Genomic DNA, 16,004 nt, shown 5'->3' on the forward strand with positions numbered 1-16,004 from the left:
ATGCAATGTACTAATCTACAAGAAAGGCTCCCTGCCTCAATAGCAGCCGACCACGAGGAATTGTGGGTATCAGTACTTGAGAATTTAAAAGATGAATATGGGCTAGCTACTTTTAATTCATGGTTTACTCATTTATCATTCCAGGAAATAAAAGACGGTACACTAAAAATTACCGCTCCCAGTAAGTTTATCAGGGAATGTGTAATCAATAACTATTTCAGAAAAATTAAGCAGCTGGTTTCCGATATTGACCCCAATATTAAAATTATTGACCTTAGAGTTAAACAAAACAGACCTTCCTTAGTAACGAAAGAAAAAAAGCCATCGTTTAATGATAATTCAGTTATAAGAGTTGAGGAATATGAGTCCTCCACCCTTGCATCAAATTTGGACAGAAAACTTACTTTTGATAATTTTGTGGTCGGCAACTCAAATAAATTAGCTTTCATGGCTTCAAAGGCGGTTGCGGAAGGTAGGAGTAATAACCCGACCAATGTACTATATATCCATGGTGCAGTCGGCATGGGAAAAACTCATTTACTTCAAGCTATAGCTGAATATATAGGTAACAATCAGCCGAATAGAAATGTGGCTTATCTAAGTGCAGAAAAATTTATGCATCAATATATTTTATCTCTTAAGAATAATTCTAGTTTAGGTTTTAGGGAGCATTTAAGAAGTCTGGATATACTACTTATTGACGATATACAGTTCATTTGCGGTAAAAGCAGCACGCAACAGGAATTTGCCAATACTTTTAACGCCCTTGTCGAAAGCGGAAGAATGGTGGTAATTTCATGCGACAGATCTCCCTATCAGTTAGAGCTTGACGGTAGAACCAAATCTCGCTTGGCGGGTGGTTTATCGGTTGAAATTAAACCTGCGGACTTTGCTCTTCGCTATGAGATTTTAAAAACTAAAGCTAATATGCTTAATTTGAATTTAAGCAAAGATATATTGGAATTTATTGCGCAAAGCGTTACTTCAAGTATCAGAGAACTGGAAGGCGCTTTAAACAATTTATCCCTTTATGCCAATAACTTCGGTATGGAGCTTAACCTTCGCAATACAAAAGAAATATTGAAGGATTGTATTCTTGCTCATGAGGTGAGTGTTACAGTAGATAAAATTATTGAAGTAGTAGCTAATTTCTACGGGGTTACTGCTAAAGAAATATTTTCGAAAAGCAGAGAATCAAAGTATGTGCTTCCGCGGCAGGTTTCAGCTTTCATATCAAAGCAGCTTACCGATAAGAGCTTAAAAGATATTGGGCAAGCTTTAGGCAAGCGTGATCATGCGACCGTTATATACTCGATTAAAAAATTAGAAGAGAGAATGGCTAACGATAAGTCGGTTAACGAAGATATTACTAAAATTATCGATATGATCGGTGCACGATAAAATATTCTATTAGCAAAGCTATAACAAAAAAACAAAAATTAATCATTATTTTACTAATAAAGTTAAATTCTTTTATTATTTTGTCATTCCTAAATATTTTATTAATATAGTTGTGTTATAATTCTTTCTAATTATATTAATATAGAATTATATGAAAAGAAAAGAGCCGGATAAAAAAGGTAAAAAGGTTAGTACTAATGCTAAAAACTCTCAACCTAATAAGAGACTAAATGTAGAAGAAAATAAAGATAGCGGTATAATAGCGGGCGCTTCACTTCTTATGACTCAAGAAGCGTTGTTAAGAAAAAAAGTAAATGAATCACCATACTTTCTTGAATTAACAAAAACACTTATTAACAACGAAGTGTATTCCATGTTATTTCATCCATTGTCAAAAGATTTGGTGAATACAATAAATGTTGCCCAAGATATACCTGAACCAATACCGGGTATAAAATTGCTTTATACACAAGAGCTTAGTATCTTTATAAATAATCTACTTAATGGACTCAAACTACAATCATCTTTTAGCAAATTAAGTATAATAAAAATTTCAAAACTGTTACACGAAACTAATTTATCAGGCTTGCCTGATATAATTCAAACTTTTAAAATTATTCTCTCTTATTACCCGTTGCATGTTAATGAGATTATATCAGTATTCAGCTTATTTGAGAAAGTTAGTACGGATGAAAAGTTTGATAGTTTTTATTTAATACAAGAAATAATTGATTATACTATAAATGCATATATTGAGAAGAAAGACCATTACAGTTTATTAGCTTTAAGTAAATGCTATTTAGAGCTGTTTAAAAACTTTCCGCAAAGAGAAGTTATTGAGACAATAAACAAGGTAATTATAGCTGTATCTAACGAGACTAACGACCAAAATATTTTTAGTGAATTATTTAGGTTAAATGAAGCATTAAAAGTATGGAATAATATAGAATATAATGAAAATAAAGAATTAATTTTCAATTTGTTGGCTGATAAGATAAAAATCTACGCAAACAATTATGATTTTATTAATGCTTATGAATTAGATAGGGCATATAATAATTTCAATATTTTATTTAATGATGAAATAACAATTAGTGAACATATATATTTTATTAATGAATGTTTAGTAAAAGCTATTGAAGAATGGGTAAAGAGTGAAGATCTGACAAGTTTGAGTTTAAATCAACAAGTAATAAGTAATAATAAATGGTTATCTGCTGATATTATTCTTACCTTGTGTCGATTTTATTTGAAATCAAACTTTTTGTATGAAGCAGGTGTATATATAAATAAAGCAATAAGCGAAGCTGAAGATAATATTTTTATTGAAGGTTTTGAAGCTACTGATAAAGAAAATTTTTTGATTATAGAGGAATTTTTAGAGGAAGTAGCTTATAATGAAGACGTTGAAAGCGTAATGGGTTTGTATAACGAGATAGACTCTAAAGAACTAAAGAGTAGATTCTTAAAGCTTATTAAAGATGCTTGTCATAAAAAGATAACTAATTGTATTGAAGGAAATGATTACAAAGAAGCAAACAGACTTTTCACAATAATATCCGATAAATTGGAGTTAAATGAAGCAGTATTGCTGCTATTAATGCAATTAAATATTAATGGAAATCAATATATCGAAGCTAATAAATATTTAACGTTAATACTGGAAAGGGATTTTTATAATAAAAACATTTTGGAATCAGTTCGAGTTATTTTAGATGATACGCTTAGAAGCTACCAATTAGAGTGTGATTATGAAAATTTCAATGAGATGATTGAGCTTATCAGGAAAGCTTGGAGTGATAAAAAGCTGAATTATAACCCAATTAATATTTTAATTGAAACTTGTGAAAAGCTTATAAATCCCTCTAAGGAAGCTCGGTATTCTATAGAAAAGTTAATTCATGAGATAATGCCCGATAATATAGGTAATGTAAAAAAATTATATTATAGTTGTTATTATCTTGAAAAATATGAGGAAGCTTTAGGGTATGCCTTAAAAGTTGTAGCCCAAGAACCGGAGGATGAAGTGTTTCAACTGAATCTAATAGATTTATATTATGATACTAAACAATATAATTATATTATTGATAATCAGGTGAGTTTATTAGAAAAGTTTAAAGATTACGATAAATTCAAGAGAGCGAGACTAATAAACTTCATTTGTATTTCATATAATAAATTATACTTTGATTCCAATGTTACACAAATTACTCCGGAGCAAAAAGCTGGATATCTAAAAAAAATGATAGGATATATTAATCAAGGTATAGGATTATATCCTTATTTAGATTACTTATGGTCAAATGGTGCAAATTATTTTTTAAGATTTAATCAATTAAATATATCAGGGTATGAAGCGGAAAAAGAAAGATATAGAAGTTTAATAGAACCTTATAATAGTATTGGCCAAGAATATAAAAAGATTAAACAAGCCGTATGTAATGGGTTAGATGCTCCACAATGCCGGAAAGAGCTCGATGAAATATTTAGTGAATTACCATTTATAAAAAACCACTTTGCCAGACAAAAAGTAGCCGATTACTTTTATTACGTTTTTCCAAATGGTGCTCGAATATTTCAAGAGTATCTCCAATCTTTTGTAAAAGACAATAAAAATGCGGAATCATTAAAACAAGCAAGGGGAATATGTTTAAAAGAGCTAATGAAACCGTACACTGAAGGTGATAAATATGATGCCAATGCGCATGTGCATATTTATAATATCGCTAAAACAGAGTTTTGTATGTTAACAAGGCGAGAAATAATAACAGGAGAACCAAGAGCTCTTAGGTTGCTTGCAACTATTAAAGTGCTTGAAAATTGCAATAGTGCTGCGCTTCCTGATACTGATAATGAAATTATAAAAACAAATTTAATTGATTTAACCAAAGATCAAAGGGAGGTTAAAACTTCTATATTTATCACACCAAGAGCTATTTATTCCTTAAAAACAAATTGGGGAGATAAGGTTAAAGATCGGCAGAGTGAATCAAACAATAGCAAAGTATCCCGGGGATAAAAAAGATCCATTTTTAAAGAATTAGGCAAAAAGCTTTGCCGATGGATTAAAATTTTATTGAATACTAATTTTAAATATATTATCTTGTGCAGTAATTCACATGTAGGCTTAATATTTTGGTGTCTTAAAGATTTCGCCTACAGAGGTTTAACCAAAATTATTTATATAGGACAAAACTTATATGCAAAATTTCACTATTAGCCAGCTACTTGATGCCGGCGTACACTTCGGTCATAAAAAGAACCTTTGGAACCCTAAGATGGCGCAATACATCTATGGTATCAGAAACGGGGTTCATATTGTAGATCTACAGCAAACAGCTACAATACTCGCTCATGCATTAAATGTTTTAAGAGAAGTTGCTTCTAAAAACGGAAGAATTCTTTTTGTCGGTACAAAAACTCAAGCGACCGATATTTTGGCTGAATATGCTCAAAAGTGCGGCCAATATTATGTTAACCATCGTTGGTTAGGCGGAATGCTTACTAACTGGCCGACAGTTTCAGCTTCATTAAAAACTATGAGAGAATACGAAGAATTACTGGAAAATGAAAATTTAACTCTTACTAAGAAAGAAAGACTGGATATTTCCAGAAAGCATAATAATCTGGAAAAAGTACTGGGTGGAATTAAAAATATGGGCGGCATGCCTGACCTTCTGTTTGTTATTGATACAAATAAAGAATCTCTTGCTATAAAAGAAGCGAACAAGCTTGGTATTCCGATCGTGGCCATTTGTGATACAAATACTTCTCCCGACGGCATCGATTATGTTATTCCAGGAAATGATGATGCAAGAAAAGCTATCCTTTTATATTGCCAACTTGCCAGTGATGCTGTTCTTCAGGGAATGCAGGCAAGTATGTCTAAGTCCGGTGTTGATATTGGTGCTTCCGCCGAAATCAACGAGAGTACTTTCTCTTTAAATAAGGAAAGTGATCAGGATGAGAATTCAGAATCTGAAGTAACCGAATAGTAGGTAAATAATATGACAAATATTAATGCATCCAGCGTAAAAGATTTAAGAGAAAAAACCGGTGCAGGTATGATGGACTGTAAGAAGGCTCTTACCGAATGCAGCGGAGATTTTGAAGCTGCCGTAGATTGGCTTAGAAAAAAAGGTTTATCGGCTGCGGGCAAAAAAGCGGATAGAGTTGCAGCAGAGGGTTTAATAGCTATTTATACCGAAAATACTCGCGGAACAGTTCTTGAGCTTAACTCGGAAACCGACTTTGTTGCCAGAAACGAAAAGTTTCAAAGCTTGGCAAAAAATTTAGTGCGAAATGCCTCAAACTTTAATGGTAGTGTTGAAGAATTAAAATCCTCTAAACTTAAAGACGGCAAAACCGTAAATGAAGAAGTTATTGAGCATGTGGCGGTGATCGGAGAGAATTTAAGCTTAAGGCGTTTTGAAACTTTATCGGTAAATAGCGGTGCGGTTGTAAGTTACACCCATAATGCAGTTGCGGAAGGCCTTGGAAAAATCGGAGTTTTAGTTGCATTAGAGTCTGAAGCTAAATATGAAGATTTACTTCCCGTCGGTAAACAAATTGCTATGCATATTGCAGCAGCTAAGCCTGAAGCATTGAATATTGAGCAATTGGATCCCGCTAAGGTAGAAAAAGAAAAAAGCATACTTAGTGAACAAGCTTTAGCTTCCGGGAAGCCTAAAGAAGTTGTTGAGAAAATGCTCGAAGGCAGAATTAGAAAGTACTATGAAGAGGTAGTATTGCTTGAGCAGGTATTTATCATGGATAACAAGATGAAGATATCTCAGGTAATTGAAGATGCCGGAAGGCAAATCGGAAAACCGATTAAACTTACAGCCTTTGTAAGATATGCTCTTGGTGAGGGTATCGAGAAAACGGCAGAAAATTAATTTAAGTAAAAAAGGGGCTTTAAGCCTCTTTTTTTATAACTAATTTTATTTGGATATAAGTTATAATGGTAAAGAAGTATAATAGGATATTACTGAAGCTTTCCGGGGAAGCATTAATGGGCGCGCAAAAATTCGGCCAGGATCCGGAAACTATTAGCAGAATCTGCTCTGATATAAAAGAAGTTAGAGATGCTGGGTATGAAATATGCGTAGTAGTGGGCGGCGGTAACATTTGTCGGGGTGCTGAAATATCAAAAATGGGAATTGAAAGGGCGAGCGCTGATTATATGGGGATGCTCGGCACGGTAATTAATGCTCTTGCTATTCAAAGTATACTTGAAAGCATGGGGGTTTATACGAGGGTGCAATCCGCTATCCCGATGACTACCATTTGCGAGCCGCTAATCAGACGCAGAGCAATCAGGCATATGGAAAAGGGCAGAGTAGTAATTTTTGCCTCAGGAACCGGTAACCCGTATTTCACAACTGATAGCGGAGCAGCTTTAAGAGCGGCAGAAATGCATTGCGATGCAATTGTTAAAGGCACGCAAATCGATGGAGTTTACTCTGCTGATCCTAAGCTTGATAAGAGTGCAACCAGGTATGATAGGATAAGCTACAAGGATGTAATTAATAATGATTTGGCAGTTATGGATATAGCAGCTATTACCCTTGCAAGAGAAAATAAAATTCCTATACTGGTATTCAACCTACATGAAAAAGGTGCATTACTTGAAGTTTTAAAAGGAAAAGGAACATTTACAATTATTGAATAGGAGAAAATGAAATGAACACGCCGGCTGAAATAATTTCTGATGTAAAAAAAAGAATGGATGGAGGCTTAAACTCCCTAAAACATTCGTTAAACAGCTTAAGAACAGGAAGAGCGAGTATTTCATTATTAGACCCGATCAAGGCGGAAGTTTACGGTAGCTTAATGCCGCTTAACCAACTCGGTACGGTTTCAGCTCCAGAGCCTCGCTTAATTGTTGTGCAGGTTTGGGATAAAGAATCAGCTAAAGCTGTTGAAAAAGCGATTGCAAATGCAGGTCTCGGCCTTAACCCAATTGCTGAAGGAAATGTGATCAGAGTTCCGATTCCTGATTTAAGCGAAGAAAGAAGAAAGGAATTTGTGAAAAAAGCTAATGAGTATTGTGAGCAGGCAAAAATTGCGCTTAGAAATGTTAGACGTGACGGCATAGAAGTGATAAAGAAATTAGAAAAAGATAAGCAAATTTCCGAAGATGATATGAAACATTATTCCGATGAAATTCAAAAGATAACCGATGATCATACTAAAAAAGCTGATGAAGCCACCCAAGCTAAAGCTAAAGAAATAATGAGCGTGTAATAATATAATAATTTTTATGTATCTTTACTTTGTTATAAAGCGCCTAGGTTAAATAAATATTATTGTATGATTTATAACTTAATTTACTATAGATTATTTATTTATTCTTACAGCGATGCGCCTCATAATGAGGCACCATACTTGGCATTAAATCTAAACAAAAAAATTAGATAATATATATATTAATTATCATTAACATTCTTAATGCTTTTACCGTATCCGATATTAGCCTGTTTATGTTGGTTCAAGTTTTTTAAGGAGGCTAAAACATCTTTATGTACTTCAATTGAGGTTTTATTCAATTGATGTAAGTGATTAGTTAGCTCGCTAATCTCATTACCGAGTTCAGAAAAACAATTATGCTTGGAAATCTCTTGAAACACATTAACCAATTTTTGGTTTATGGGCTGAAAATCTTGTACTTCACCTAAATTTACATTTTGATGAAAATCTTGGATTTCCTCATTTAGGGAAGTAATCTGCTGGCGGATATGTTGCATGGTACCGTTTTATTTTTTATAATTTGTTTCAATCGCTTGGCGTGCCAGTTTATCGGCAATTTCATTATATTTATCACCGCTATGTCCTCTCACCCAATTCCATTCTATTATAAATTTTTGTGATATGTCATCAAGCTTTTGCCATAAATCAACATTTTTAATTTTTCCGCCATTCCATTTATTTCTTTTCCAAGTAGAAATCCAATCGGTAATTCCGCGCATTACATAAGTACTATCAGTATAAATCTTGATCTTTACCGGTCGGCTGACTTGCTTTAATGCTTCTATTGCAGCAGTAAGTTCCATTCTGTTATTAGTGCTGGTGTTCTCATAACCGGAAATTTCTTTTATACTATCACCCCAAATCAATACTGCACCCCAGCCACCCGGCCCAGGATTACCGCTGCACGCCCCATCACAATAAATCACTAGAAACTTTTGCATGAATAAGTTAAGTTAATCGATAAAAAATTATTATTATAATAAAGAATAATTAAAATCAAGCAAGATAGAGGTTAACATTATGCAAGAAGATTTACCTAAGGTTGCAATACCTCGCTCAATTAAAGTCGAGGTAAAAGAAGGAGAAACATATTATTATTGCACCTGCGGTTTAAGTAAAAGCCAACCGTTTTGTGACGATTCTCACCAAGGAACCGGCTTTTCACCCTTGGAGTATACAGCAGATAGCAACGGGATAGTAAGCTTCTGCGGGTGCAAGCATACTAAAAAACCCCCCTTTTGTGATGGGGCACATAAAACATTAGCTTGAAAACTCTTTTTTTATTAATAAAATAAACTTTTTTGGCTAAACATATATTTATGAAAAACTCTAAAACTATTAAGCAATTCGGGAGAGCCGTAATATTTATAATAACTTTATTCATATTAACCCCAGTTTCCTTTTCAAAAAACCAATCTGCTTTTAATATATTTTCTTCAGGCAAAGAAGACAAAAACAATTTAAAATTTTTTAAAGAAGTATTAGATAGAGTTAAAAAAGAATATATTACTGAAGTTGATGATAAGCAATTAATTGAGAATGCGCTTGATGGTATGCTTTCTTCACTTGATCCGCACTCGGGGTTTTTTGATCAGAAAGCTTATAAAGAGTTTAAGACTATAACTTCTGGAGAATTCGTCGGCTTAGGTATTGAAGTAATGATGGAAAACGGATTTATAAAAGTGGTATCCCCTTATGATGGTAGCCCCGCCGAAAAGGCCGGCTTAAAAACCAATGATTATATTACTGCAATTGAAGGAGAAGTAGTTAGAGGAATGAAGCTTAGTGAGGCGGTTGAAAAGTTAAAAGGTGCGCCTAATACTAAAGTGAATATTACGGTTTTTCGAGAATCTACCGGGCAAAATCTGCAAATGAGTATTACCAGAAAGTTAGTTCCACTTATTCCGCTTAAAGCAAGAATTATTTCGGATGATGTATTATATGTTAAGATTTTAAATTTTAATGAAAAAGTATCAACTGACTTAAAATCGGAAGTCAAGAAATTAATCGGCATAAACGGAGAGATAAAAGGCGCAGTATTGGATTTAAGATCAAACCCGGGTGGCCTGCTTGATCAGGCCTGTGAAGTAAGTGATTTATTTTTAAATGAAGGGGAGATAGTTACAATAAAAGGTAGAGACCCGAGTAAAATTAAAGTATATAAAGCTTTTCCGGGAGATATTATTAATAACTTGCCAATGGTAGTTTTGATTAATGCCGGCACTGCTTCGGCACCTGAGATTGTCGCGGGAGCATTACAAGATAATAAAAGAGCTATCATAGTTGGTGAAAAGTCGTTCGGTAAAGGTTCCGTACAAAGTACGATACCATTTTCAAACGGCACGGCAATAAAAATAACAACCGCCAAATATTATACCCCCTCAGGGAGATCAATTCAAGCCGAAGGAATAAAGCCTGATATTTATATTGAAGAGGCAATAGTTAAGCCGGTGGACAAAACTAATATACTGTATAAATCTGAGCAATCACTGAAAGGTCATTTGCAAAATGAGCATAAAAATAATACTGCCGAGAAAAAGGATGTTCGAAACAATACTAAAATAGAGCTGAAAATTGAAGAGGATTTTCAATTGCTTAGGGCAGTAGACCTGATTAAAGGGATGACAATATATAACCAACTAAAAAGAGTTAACTAATGAAAAACTTAAAAATAATTTTTGCTATCCTACTTTTTAATCTTTTACTTTCTTTAAAAGCTTATGCTTTTGAATTAAAAGAAATTATGCCTTCACAATTTCCGGGTGTAGTAGAAAGCAAAAATATAAGATTAATATATATATTTACTTCATGGTGCTCGGTTTGTAAGCGTGTGTTTCCTGAAGTTGTCGAGTTATACAAAGATTTTGATCCTAAGGATGTTGATATTATGTTGATTTCTTTAGATGATAATGATGAAGTGGTTAACGACGCATTTAAGCTTTATAAAGATCAAAACTTTGTTATTTATCGAATCAATCAGGATAGCCCGCAGGAAGTAATGCAAGGATTGTTAAAAGCAGGAATCCTCTATAAAGGCAGTGTTCCGCATTCAACGATTATTGATGAAAAAGATAATATAGTTGTTAACGGAAGCTATAAAATTCACTCACTTAAAAAAGCCGTTGAGTATTTAATTAAGAATAAATAATTATAGTCTAATTTTGTTTATTTAAAAATTGGTATGCATTTTGCTATATAATAATTTATATAGATTTTACACCAAGGGGAAATTATGAATAATCAGGATATTACCTTCTATAATACAAATAATATTGATGACAAAAACCGAATATTATTTTCTGAAAGCAAATCATACGAAATTAATGATAACGGTAATATACCTACAGGCGCAGGCACAATAGATAGCTTATACCCGGTAAGTATTCAGCAGTTAGTAAGTCAAGCAACCGCTTCAGGTAATATCGGTATATCGAATAGGATGAGTGATGATAGATTGAACGCAATCCTTATCGTCAATAAAAAAACAATAATTTTAGGAAAGAACGAATTAACTAAAGAAGATATTAAAGCAGATATAATGTGTGACTTCGGACGAAAACCACTATATGGGTTGCCATTTGGTGATAATGATAATTTGCTTTCAGACAATGATATGACGGCTAAATTAGTCTCAATGTATTCTTTTAAACCGTCCAGCTATGCAACATGGCATATTAAGGCAAAATTTGAATTTCAAAATAAAATTTATACGGTTGAAGACCCGTGCAAAGATAAATCTCCATATCAGCAGGAAGAAATAAATTCCGATGAATATGCAGTTAAAAATATAGAACTTGCCTTCGCTAATGAAAATTATGAATTTTAAAAAATAATAATGCATATACTGCCGATTTTTTAGAAATTGGCATGTATATTGCTTAATAGATGTTATATAAGATTACGGATAGGGGGAAATTATGGGTAATCAAGCTATTACAACGGCGGTAACAGGGTTATCGGCTGCTGAGAAATCGGTTTCGTTAATAAGCGGAAACATAGCCAATGAACATACTGACGGGTATAAAGCATTTCAACAGATGCTAGGCTCAAATGCTAATGCGGACGGGAGGTCAAGCTCAGGAGTAACGGGTTATATCAGAGCAAATATTGATACACAAGGCAGCATGAAAAATACCGAAGTATCAACTGATATAGCTATAAACGGAAACGGTATGTTTGCAGTCGGTGATGCTAATGCAGGGGGCGGTAAAAATTCAATATTATTTGCACGAGCCGGCTCATTTAGAGCTGATGAAAAAGGGAATTTATCCTTACCCTCGGGAGAAGCGTTGCTGGGATGGTCATTAGATGATGCGGGTAATATGCCTCCAGGTGCAGGAACAACAGATAGCTTAAGCCCTGTAAGCATTCAACAACTGGTTTCTCAAGCAACAGCTACAAGTAATATTACATTCAAACCAAACCTTAATTCCACCGAGATAGTAACCGGCGATAGGCAAGTAACTATTGATATAGCTAATAGCGGTTCTAAAGCTTCACCTCATAATGCATTCATTAAAGCAAATGATGTTCTTTATGCAAACCCTGCTAATTCATTAAAAGTCGGCGAAGGTTTTAGTGTTACTATGCCGGTATTGCAAAGTGATGGAAAAACACTAAAAATGACTCCTACTTACTTTACTTACGGCGGGTTTTCTCAAGCTAATCTTTTAGGAGATGCGGGCACGGATCTAGTAGGAACGGTAACTGATAATATAATGATTACAGTCGGGAACAATACGGCAACTCTTACTAGGGGTGCAGGAACTACTAATTTAGAAGTTATGCAAAATGTAGTTAATCAAATTAACAATATATATAATACTTTTTTAAGTGCCAGAATTGTAAGTGAAGGGGGTAATTCTACAATCCTTATATCTCCGCTTGATGCTAACCAGGCGATGAATTTTTCCGGTACCGGTGATTTACAATCAAAATTAGGATTAACTACTAATACTACGGCAGGAGCTAATAGATTCGCTTCATTACAAAACATTACCGATGCCTTAAATAAAATTACCGGGATTACTGCAAAAGTAAGTAGCGGTGATAATGCGGGTATTACTATATCCTCCGCAAAAGCAATGTATCTTGATAACTATCAACCGCTTGGAGCAGGAAGCGATTTTCTTTCGGAATTTAATATTGCTCCCGGATATATTGATTCATTGTATAATCCGTATGATTTAAATAATAATATGGCTAATGGAGCATTTATTCCTGCTTATAAAGAAGATATAGTTATATATGATGCAATGGGTAATGCTTATAATTTTGTAGTAAGCTTCCTTAAGATAGGGGTTAACTCATGGGCTTCCGAGGTTTATTCTTTAGATAAAACCGTGATAAATAATGGAAGAACTGATGGTTTAGTGCAGGCCGGAATAGTGAATTTTGATAGTACCGGGAAATTGCAAGCTTATGTTCAAGCTGTGCAAAGCACAACCAGCACCAATATTTTGAATCCCGGTACATCACTCGGGGCAACCAACGGCCAGAATATGACTATTCAAAGCGGTACTACTACTCATACTTTCACCTATGATGAGGCAATAGTTACCAGTGCTACAACATTAGGTGCAGGTGTTACTCTTGTTGGTGTGGCAACCGATACTTTAGATATCACAGTCGGTGGATCAACTTATAATTTTGCAAGGGGCAGCGGTACAACCAACTTAGCGGTTTTAAATGATATAGCTGCGCAAATTAACTCGACTAGGGGAGAAGATGCTTTAAAGGCAACCGTTAAAAATTTAGGCGCGGGCAACTATGCATTGAATATTAGCCCAGCCGATATCACTAAAGATATTACTATTGCGACAACCGCATTAGGAACTGACCTTGGTATTCTTAATACTGACAGCGTATTAGCTGACCCTGCGCGATATAGTACTTTATATGAATTAGCTGAAAGAATTAATGATACTTCATCTACTACTGATTCTTTAAAGGCATCAGTGATTCTAAACAGCGCAGGTTCATACCAACTTAAGATAGAACCGGTTAATCCTGCGTCTTATCTGACATTCGGCGGTACGAGTGGAGTAATTAATACTCCGCTTGGTACTGGTGCAACTGATACCATATTCTCTGCTTTAGGTCTTCAAAATACAAATGCTGGAAAAGAATTGGCAGCATTAGGTGAAACAGTAACTATTAATTGGTCTGATTCTATCAAAGCTGCTCCTAATGTGGTAACCATTAATTTCGGTTTGCCCGGTGACCCTGAAGCAATAAGCCAAATTAATCAGGATTTTATTGTAAGAAAGAAAGAAAATGATGGTGCGGTAACCGGTGAACTGAGTTCTATTGAGATTGATAGGGAAGGTAACATAGTTGCTAATTTTACTAATGGAAAAGTAAGGAAAATATATAAAATAGCAATTGCTTCTTTTACTAACTATAACGGACTTACCGCAGTTTCGGATACATTATTTACCACAAGTAAGGATTCGGGTGCGTTGGATTTAAAGCAAGCAGGCGGAAATGGTGTAGGTGAAGTAAGATCAGGTACATTAGAAGGTTCAAACGTTAATGTTGCTGATGAGCTTGCTCATTTGATTCAAGCGCAGACTTGGTATCAGGCTAATGCTAAAGTAATTAATATTGCCAATAGCCTCTTTGACGAATTGATCCATAGAACTTACGCTTAATATTATACAAGAGCTTATCAATAAAAGGTAAGCTCTCTTTAAAAAAACTGCTTCTAACCTTCGCAAGTTAAAACTTCTATAAAATTCTAAATTATATAAAATATTTAAAGATAAATTATTAAGTATTTCTTATTTAATTTGTGTTTATCGTAAGTATTCTCAAAATAGGTAACTTAATTTTATTAAGAATTATATGAGGTTAGGCAATGGAATATAGCGAAGGCATTTTTAAAGCTTTACGAGAACAGCTTGTATTTGATGAGTTACAAAGCCAAGGAATAAATAATCAAAATGTTTTAGAAGCAATGCTTAAGGTTCCGAGACATGAATTTATTCCTGAGCAGGAAAAGCATTTAGCTTATGTAAATAGAGCATTGCCGATTGGATACAGTCAAACTATTTCTCAGCCGTTTATTGTAGCAACAATGACTCAAGCGGCAAATTTAGATAAAGATTCTAAGGTACTTGAAATCGGTACCGGAAGCGGTTATCAAGCTGCAATTTTAGGGAATATATGTAAAGAAGTTTATTCAATAGAGGTAGTTGAGCCATTAGCAAAGCAAGCTACAAAAGTACTAAAGAAGTTAGGATATAATAATATACATATTCGTATTGGAGACGGATATGACGGTTGGAAGGAGAACGCGCCGTTTGATGCTATTATTGTTACCGCAGTTATTGCAAAAGTGCCGGAGTCGCTTCTTTCTCAACTTAAAATCGGAGGTAAGCTTATCATTCCCGTAGGTGAGGAATATGGTGATCAGGAATTGCTTGCAATTACTAAAACAAATAAAGGCTACGAAACTACTTACCTAATGCCGGTTAAATTCGTACCCTTTATTTAAAAATAAGTTTATTAGAAACTTATTTGGCCTTCAAAACACTTAACTGCCGAACCTGTCATTAACACTTCTAAATCTTCGGTTATTTCTATTAATAATGTTCCGCCCGGTAAATCAACCTTACATTTATTATTAATTAGCTTTTGAGTATATGCAATAATGGCGGTTGCACAAGCTCCGCTTCCGCAGGCAAGGGTTATGCCTGCTCCTCTTTCATATACGGTAAGAGCAATGTGATTATTATCTAAAATATGTGCAAAGTTAACGTTTACCGCTTGAGGAAATAGTTCATGGCTTTCAAAAAACGCTCCATACTTAGCAACACTTTCAAGCTCTAATGGAATTGAAGAAAAAAATACTAAATGAGGATTGCCCATACTAAGCGCAGCTCCTTGTTTAAATCCTTCTATCTCAAAATTTAAATTTAACGGATCAACCGGAGAAGAGAGTGGGATCTTATCCCAAGCAAATTCAGGTTTACCCATATTAACCGTATAATGAGGTTCATTATTTAAAGGGGGCAGTTTCTTAAAAAATAATAACCTTTCACCTACTTCAATTGCACCGCTATCTCTACCGGTCAAATCAGCTACACATCTTGCAGCATTTCCGCAATTGCCTGCAGCGGAGCCGTCTGCATTATAAATAGACATTTTTATATCCGCTCTACCGGAATTAGAAAGTATTATAAGTTGATCAAAGCCAATTCCCTTGTTCCTGTTGCTCATTTTTTTAATATCTTGGGAAGAAAAGCTTATCTTTCCCTCTCGCTCATCGAAGATAGCAAAGTCGTTGCCGACACCATGCATTTTTATAAATTTAAGCATTGTGAGTATATAAAAGTTTAATTCTTTTA

At 34.4% G+C, this 16,004-nt stretch carries 15 protein-coding genes; 12 read left to right on the forward strand and 3 right to left on the reverse strand.

Annotated features, from left to right (window positions below; translation table 11 throughout):
- From dnaA to frr, 6 genes are all read left to right on the forward strand, one after another.
- Complete coding sequence (gene dnaA / locus I862_RS00005) at nucleotides 1–1,401, forward strand: chromosomal replication initiator protein DnaA (RefSeq protein ID WP_038537466.1); 1,401 nt, start codon at nucleotides 1–3, stop codon at nucleotides 1,399–1,401.
- 151 nt (nucleotides 1,402–1,552) lie between these two features.
- Nucleotides 1,553–4,420, forward strand: coding sequence for a hypothetical protein (locus I862_RS00010; RefSeq protein WP_038537470.1), 2,868 nt, complete (start codon nucleotides 1,553–1,555; stop codon nucleotides 4,418–4,420).
- 181 nt (nucleotides 4,421–4,601) lie between these two features.
- A complete protein-coding gene (gene rpsB, locus I862_RS00015; RefSeq protein ID WP_038537472.1) occupies nucleotides 4,602–5,396 on the forward strand; it encodes a 30S ribosomal protein S2 in 795 nt (264 codons plus the stop codon).
- A 12-nt stretch (nucleotides 5,397–5,408) separates the two neighbouring features.
- Nucleotides 5,409–6,299 carry a translation elongation factor Ts gene (gene tsf / locus I862_RS00020; protein WP_038537476.1) on the forward strand — a complete coding sequence of 297 codons (891 nt, stop codon included), beginning with the start codon at nucleotides 5,409–5,411 and terminating at the stop codon, nucleotides 6,297–6,299.
- A 65-nt stretch (nucleotides 6,300–6,364) separates the two neighbouring features.
- On the forward strand, nucleotides 6,365–7,075 hold the full coding sequence (gene pyrH, locus I862_RS00025; RefSeq protein WP_038537479.1) for a UMP kinase: 711 nt from the start codon (nucleotides 6,365–6,367) through the stop codon (nucleotides 7,073–7,075).
- Between the two features lie 11 nt (nucleotides 7,076–7,086).
- A complete protein-coding gene (gene frr / locus I862_RS00030; protein ID WP_038537482.1) occupies nucleotides 7,087–7,650 on the forward strand; it encodes a ribosome recycling factor in 564 nt (187 codons plus the stop codon).
- A gap of 182 nt (nucleotides 7,651–7,832) precedes the next feature.
- Here frr and I862_RS00035 read toward each other — a convergent pair whose 3' ends face one another.
- Together I862_RS00035 and rnhA are read right to left on the reverse strand one after the other, a co-directional pair.
- Nucleotides 7,833–8,150: a hypothetical protein gene (locus I862_RS00035; RefSeq protein WP_038537485.1), complete on the reverse strand. Its 318-nt coding sequence runs from the start codon at nucleotides 8,148–8,150 to the stop codon at nucleotides 7,833–7,835.
- Nucleotides 8,151–8,159: 9 nt separating this feature from the next.
- Nucleotides 8,160–8,594 carry a ribonuclease HI gene (gene rnhA, locus I862_RS00040; RefSeq protein ID WP_038537489.1) on the reverse strand — a complete coding sequence of 145 codons (435 nt, stop codon included), beginning with the start codon at nucleotides 8,592–8,594 and terminating at the stop codon, nucleotides 8,160–8,162.
- A 79-nt stretch (nucleotides 8,595–8,673) separates the two neighbouring features.
- Here rnhA and I862_RS00045 point away from each other — a divergent pair, with 79 nt between their 5' ends.
- The 6 genes from I862_RS00045 to I862_RS00070 all read left to right on the forward strand — a co-directional run bounded on the left by I862_RS00045 (nucleotide 8,674) and on the right by I862_RS00070 (nucleotide 15,151).
- Nucleotides 8,674–8,922 (forward strand): CDGSH iron-sulfur domain-containing protein, encoded by a 249-nt coding sequence (locus I862_RS00045; RefSeq protein WP_038537492.1) that lies wholly within the window; start codon nucleotides 8,674–8,676, stop codon nucleotides 8,920–8,922.
- 50 nt (nucleotides 8,923–8,972) lie between these two features.
- Nucleotides 8,973–10,310, forward strand: coding sequence for a S41 family peptidase (locus tag I862_RS00050; protein WP_052646248.1), 1,338 nt, complete (start codon nucleotides 8,973–8,975; stop codon nucleotides 10,308–10,310).
- Nucleotides 10,310–10,801, forward strand: coding sequence for a TlpA family protein disulfide reductase (locus I862_RS00055; protein ID WP_038537496.1), 492 nt, complete (start codon nucleotides 10,310–10,312; stop codon nucleotides 10,799–10,801). The genes I862_RS00050 and I862_RS00055 overlap by 1 nt, the downstream gene beginning before the upstream one ends.
- Before the next feature lie 84 nt (nucleotides 10,802–10,885).
- A complete protein-coding gene (locus I862_RS00060) occupies nucleotides 10,886–11,479 on the forward strand; it encodes a hypothetical protein (RefSeq protein ID WP_038537499.1) in 594 nt (197 codons plus the stop codon).
- Nucleotides 11,480–11,570: 91 nt separating this feature from the next.
- The gene (locus tag I862_RS00065) at nucleotides 11,571–14,306 is read left to right on the forward strand and encodes a flagellar hook-basal body complex protein (protein ID WP_038537502.1); all 2,736 of its coding nucleotides are present in this window, start codon (nucleotides 11,571–11,573) and stop codon (nucleotides 14,304–14,306) included.
- A 206-nt stretch (nucleotides 14,307–14,512) separates the two neighbouring features.
- Nucleotides 14,513–15,151 (forward strand): protein-L-isoaspartate(D-aspartate) O-methyltransferase, encoded by a 639-nt coding sequence (locus tag I862_RS00070; protein WP_038537505.1) that lies wholly within the window; start codon nucleotides 14,513–14,515, stop codon nucleotides 15,149–15,151.
- A gap of 11 nt (nucleotides 15,152–15,162) precedes the next feature.
- Here I862_RS00070 and dapF read toward each other — a convergent pair whose 3' ends face one another.
- Nucleotides 15,163–15,975, reverse strand: a complete 813-nt coding sequence (gene dapF / locus I862_RS00075) for a diaminopimelate epimerase (protein WP_038537508.1) — start codon at nucleotides 15,973–15,975, stop codon at nucleotides 15,163–15,165.
- Nucleotides 15,976–16,004 lie beyond the last annotated feature (29 nt).

Origin of the sequence: endosymbiont of Acanthamoeba sp. UWC8 (genome assembly GCF_000730245.1) — a bacterium.
Taxonomy (GTDB): Bacteria; Pseudomonadota; Alphaproteobacteria; order Rickettsiales; family Midichloriaceae; genus Jidaibacter.

Excerpts from the sequence above, each read along its gene's own strand:
- I862_RS00045 (WP_038537492.1), top strand. The coding sequence starts at position 8,674 with ATGCAAGAAGATTTACCTAAGGTTGCAATACCTCGCTCAATTAAAGTC.
- rnhA (WP_038537489.1), bottom strand. The coding sequence starts at position 8,594 with ATGCAAAAGTTTCTAGTGATTTATTGTGATGGGGCGTGCAGCGGTAAT.
- I862_RS00070 (WP_038537505.1), top strand. The coding sequence starts at position 14,513 with ATGGAATATAGCGAAGGCATTTTTAAAGCTTTACGAGAACAGCTTGTA.
- I862_RS00060 (WP_038537499.1), top strand. The coding sequence starts at position 10,886 with ATGAATAATCAGGATATTACCTTCTATAATACAAATAATATTGATGAC.
- tsf (WP_038537476.1), top strand. The coding sequence starts at position 5,409 with ATGACAAATATTAATGCATCCAGCGTAAAAGATTTAAGAGAAAAAACC.
- I862_RS00010 (WP_038537470.1), top strand. The coding sequence starts at position 1,553 with ATGAAAAGAAAAGAGCCGGATAAAAAAGGTAAAAAGGTTAGTACTAAT.
- rpsB (WP_038537472.1), top strand. The coding sequence starts at position 4,602 with ATGCAAAATTTCACTATTAGCCAGCTACTTGATGCCGGCGTACACTTC.
- I862_RS00065 (WP_038537502.1), top strand. The coding sequence starts at position 11,571 with ATGGGTAATCAAGCTATTACAACGGCGGTAACAGGGTTATCGGCTGCT.
- pyrH (WP_038537479.1), top strand. The coding sequence starts at position 6,365 with ATGGTAAAGAAGTATAATAGGATATTACTGAAGCTTTCCGGGGAAGCA.
- frr (WP_038537482.1), top strand. The coding sequence starts at position 7,087 with ATGAACACGCCGGCTGAAATAATTTCTGATGTAAAAAAAAGAATGGAT.
- I862_RS00055 (WP_038537496.1), top strand. The coding sequence starts at position 10,310 with ATGAAAAACTTAAAAATAATTTTTGCTATCCTACTTTTTAATCTTTTA.
- dapF (WP_038537508.1), bottom strand. The coding sequence starts at position 15,975 with ATGCTTAAATTTATAAAAATGCATGGTGTCGGCAACGACTTTGCTATC.
- I862_RS00050 (WP_052646248.1), top strand. The coding sequence starts at position 8,973 with ATGAAAAACTCTAAAACTATTAAGCAATTCGGGAGAGCCGTAATATTT.
- I862_RS00035 (WP_038537485.1), bottom strand. The coding sequence starts at position 8,150 with ATGCAACATATCCGCCAGCAGATTACTTCCCTAAATGAGGAAATCCAA.
- dnaA (WP_038537466.1), top strand. The coding sequence starts at position 1 with ATGCAATGTACTAATCTACAAGAAAGGCTCCCTGCCTCAATAGCAGCC.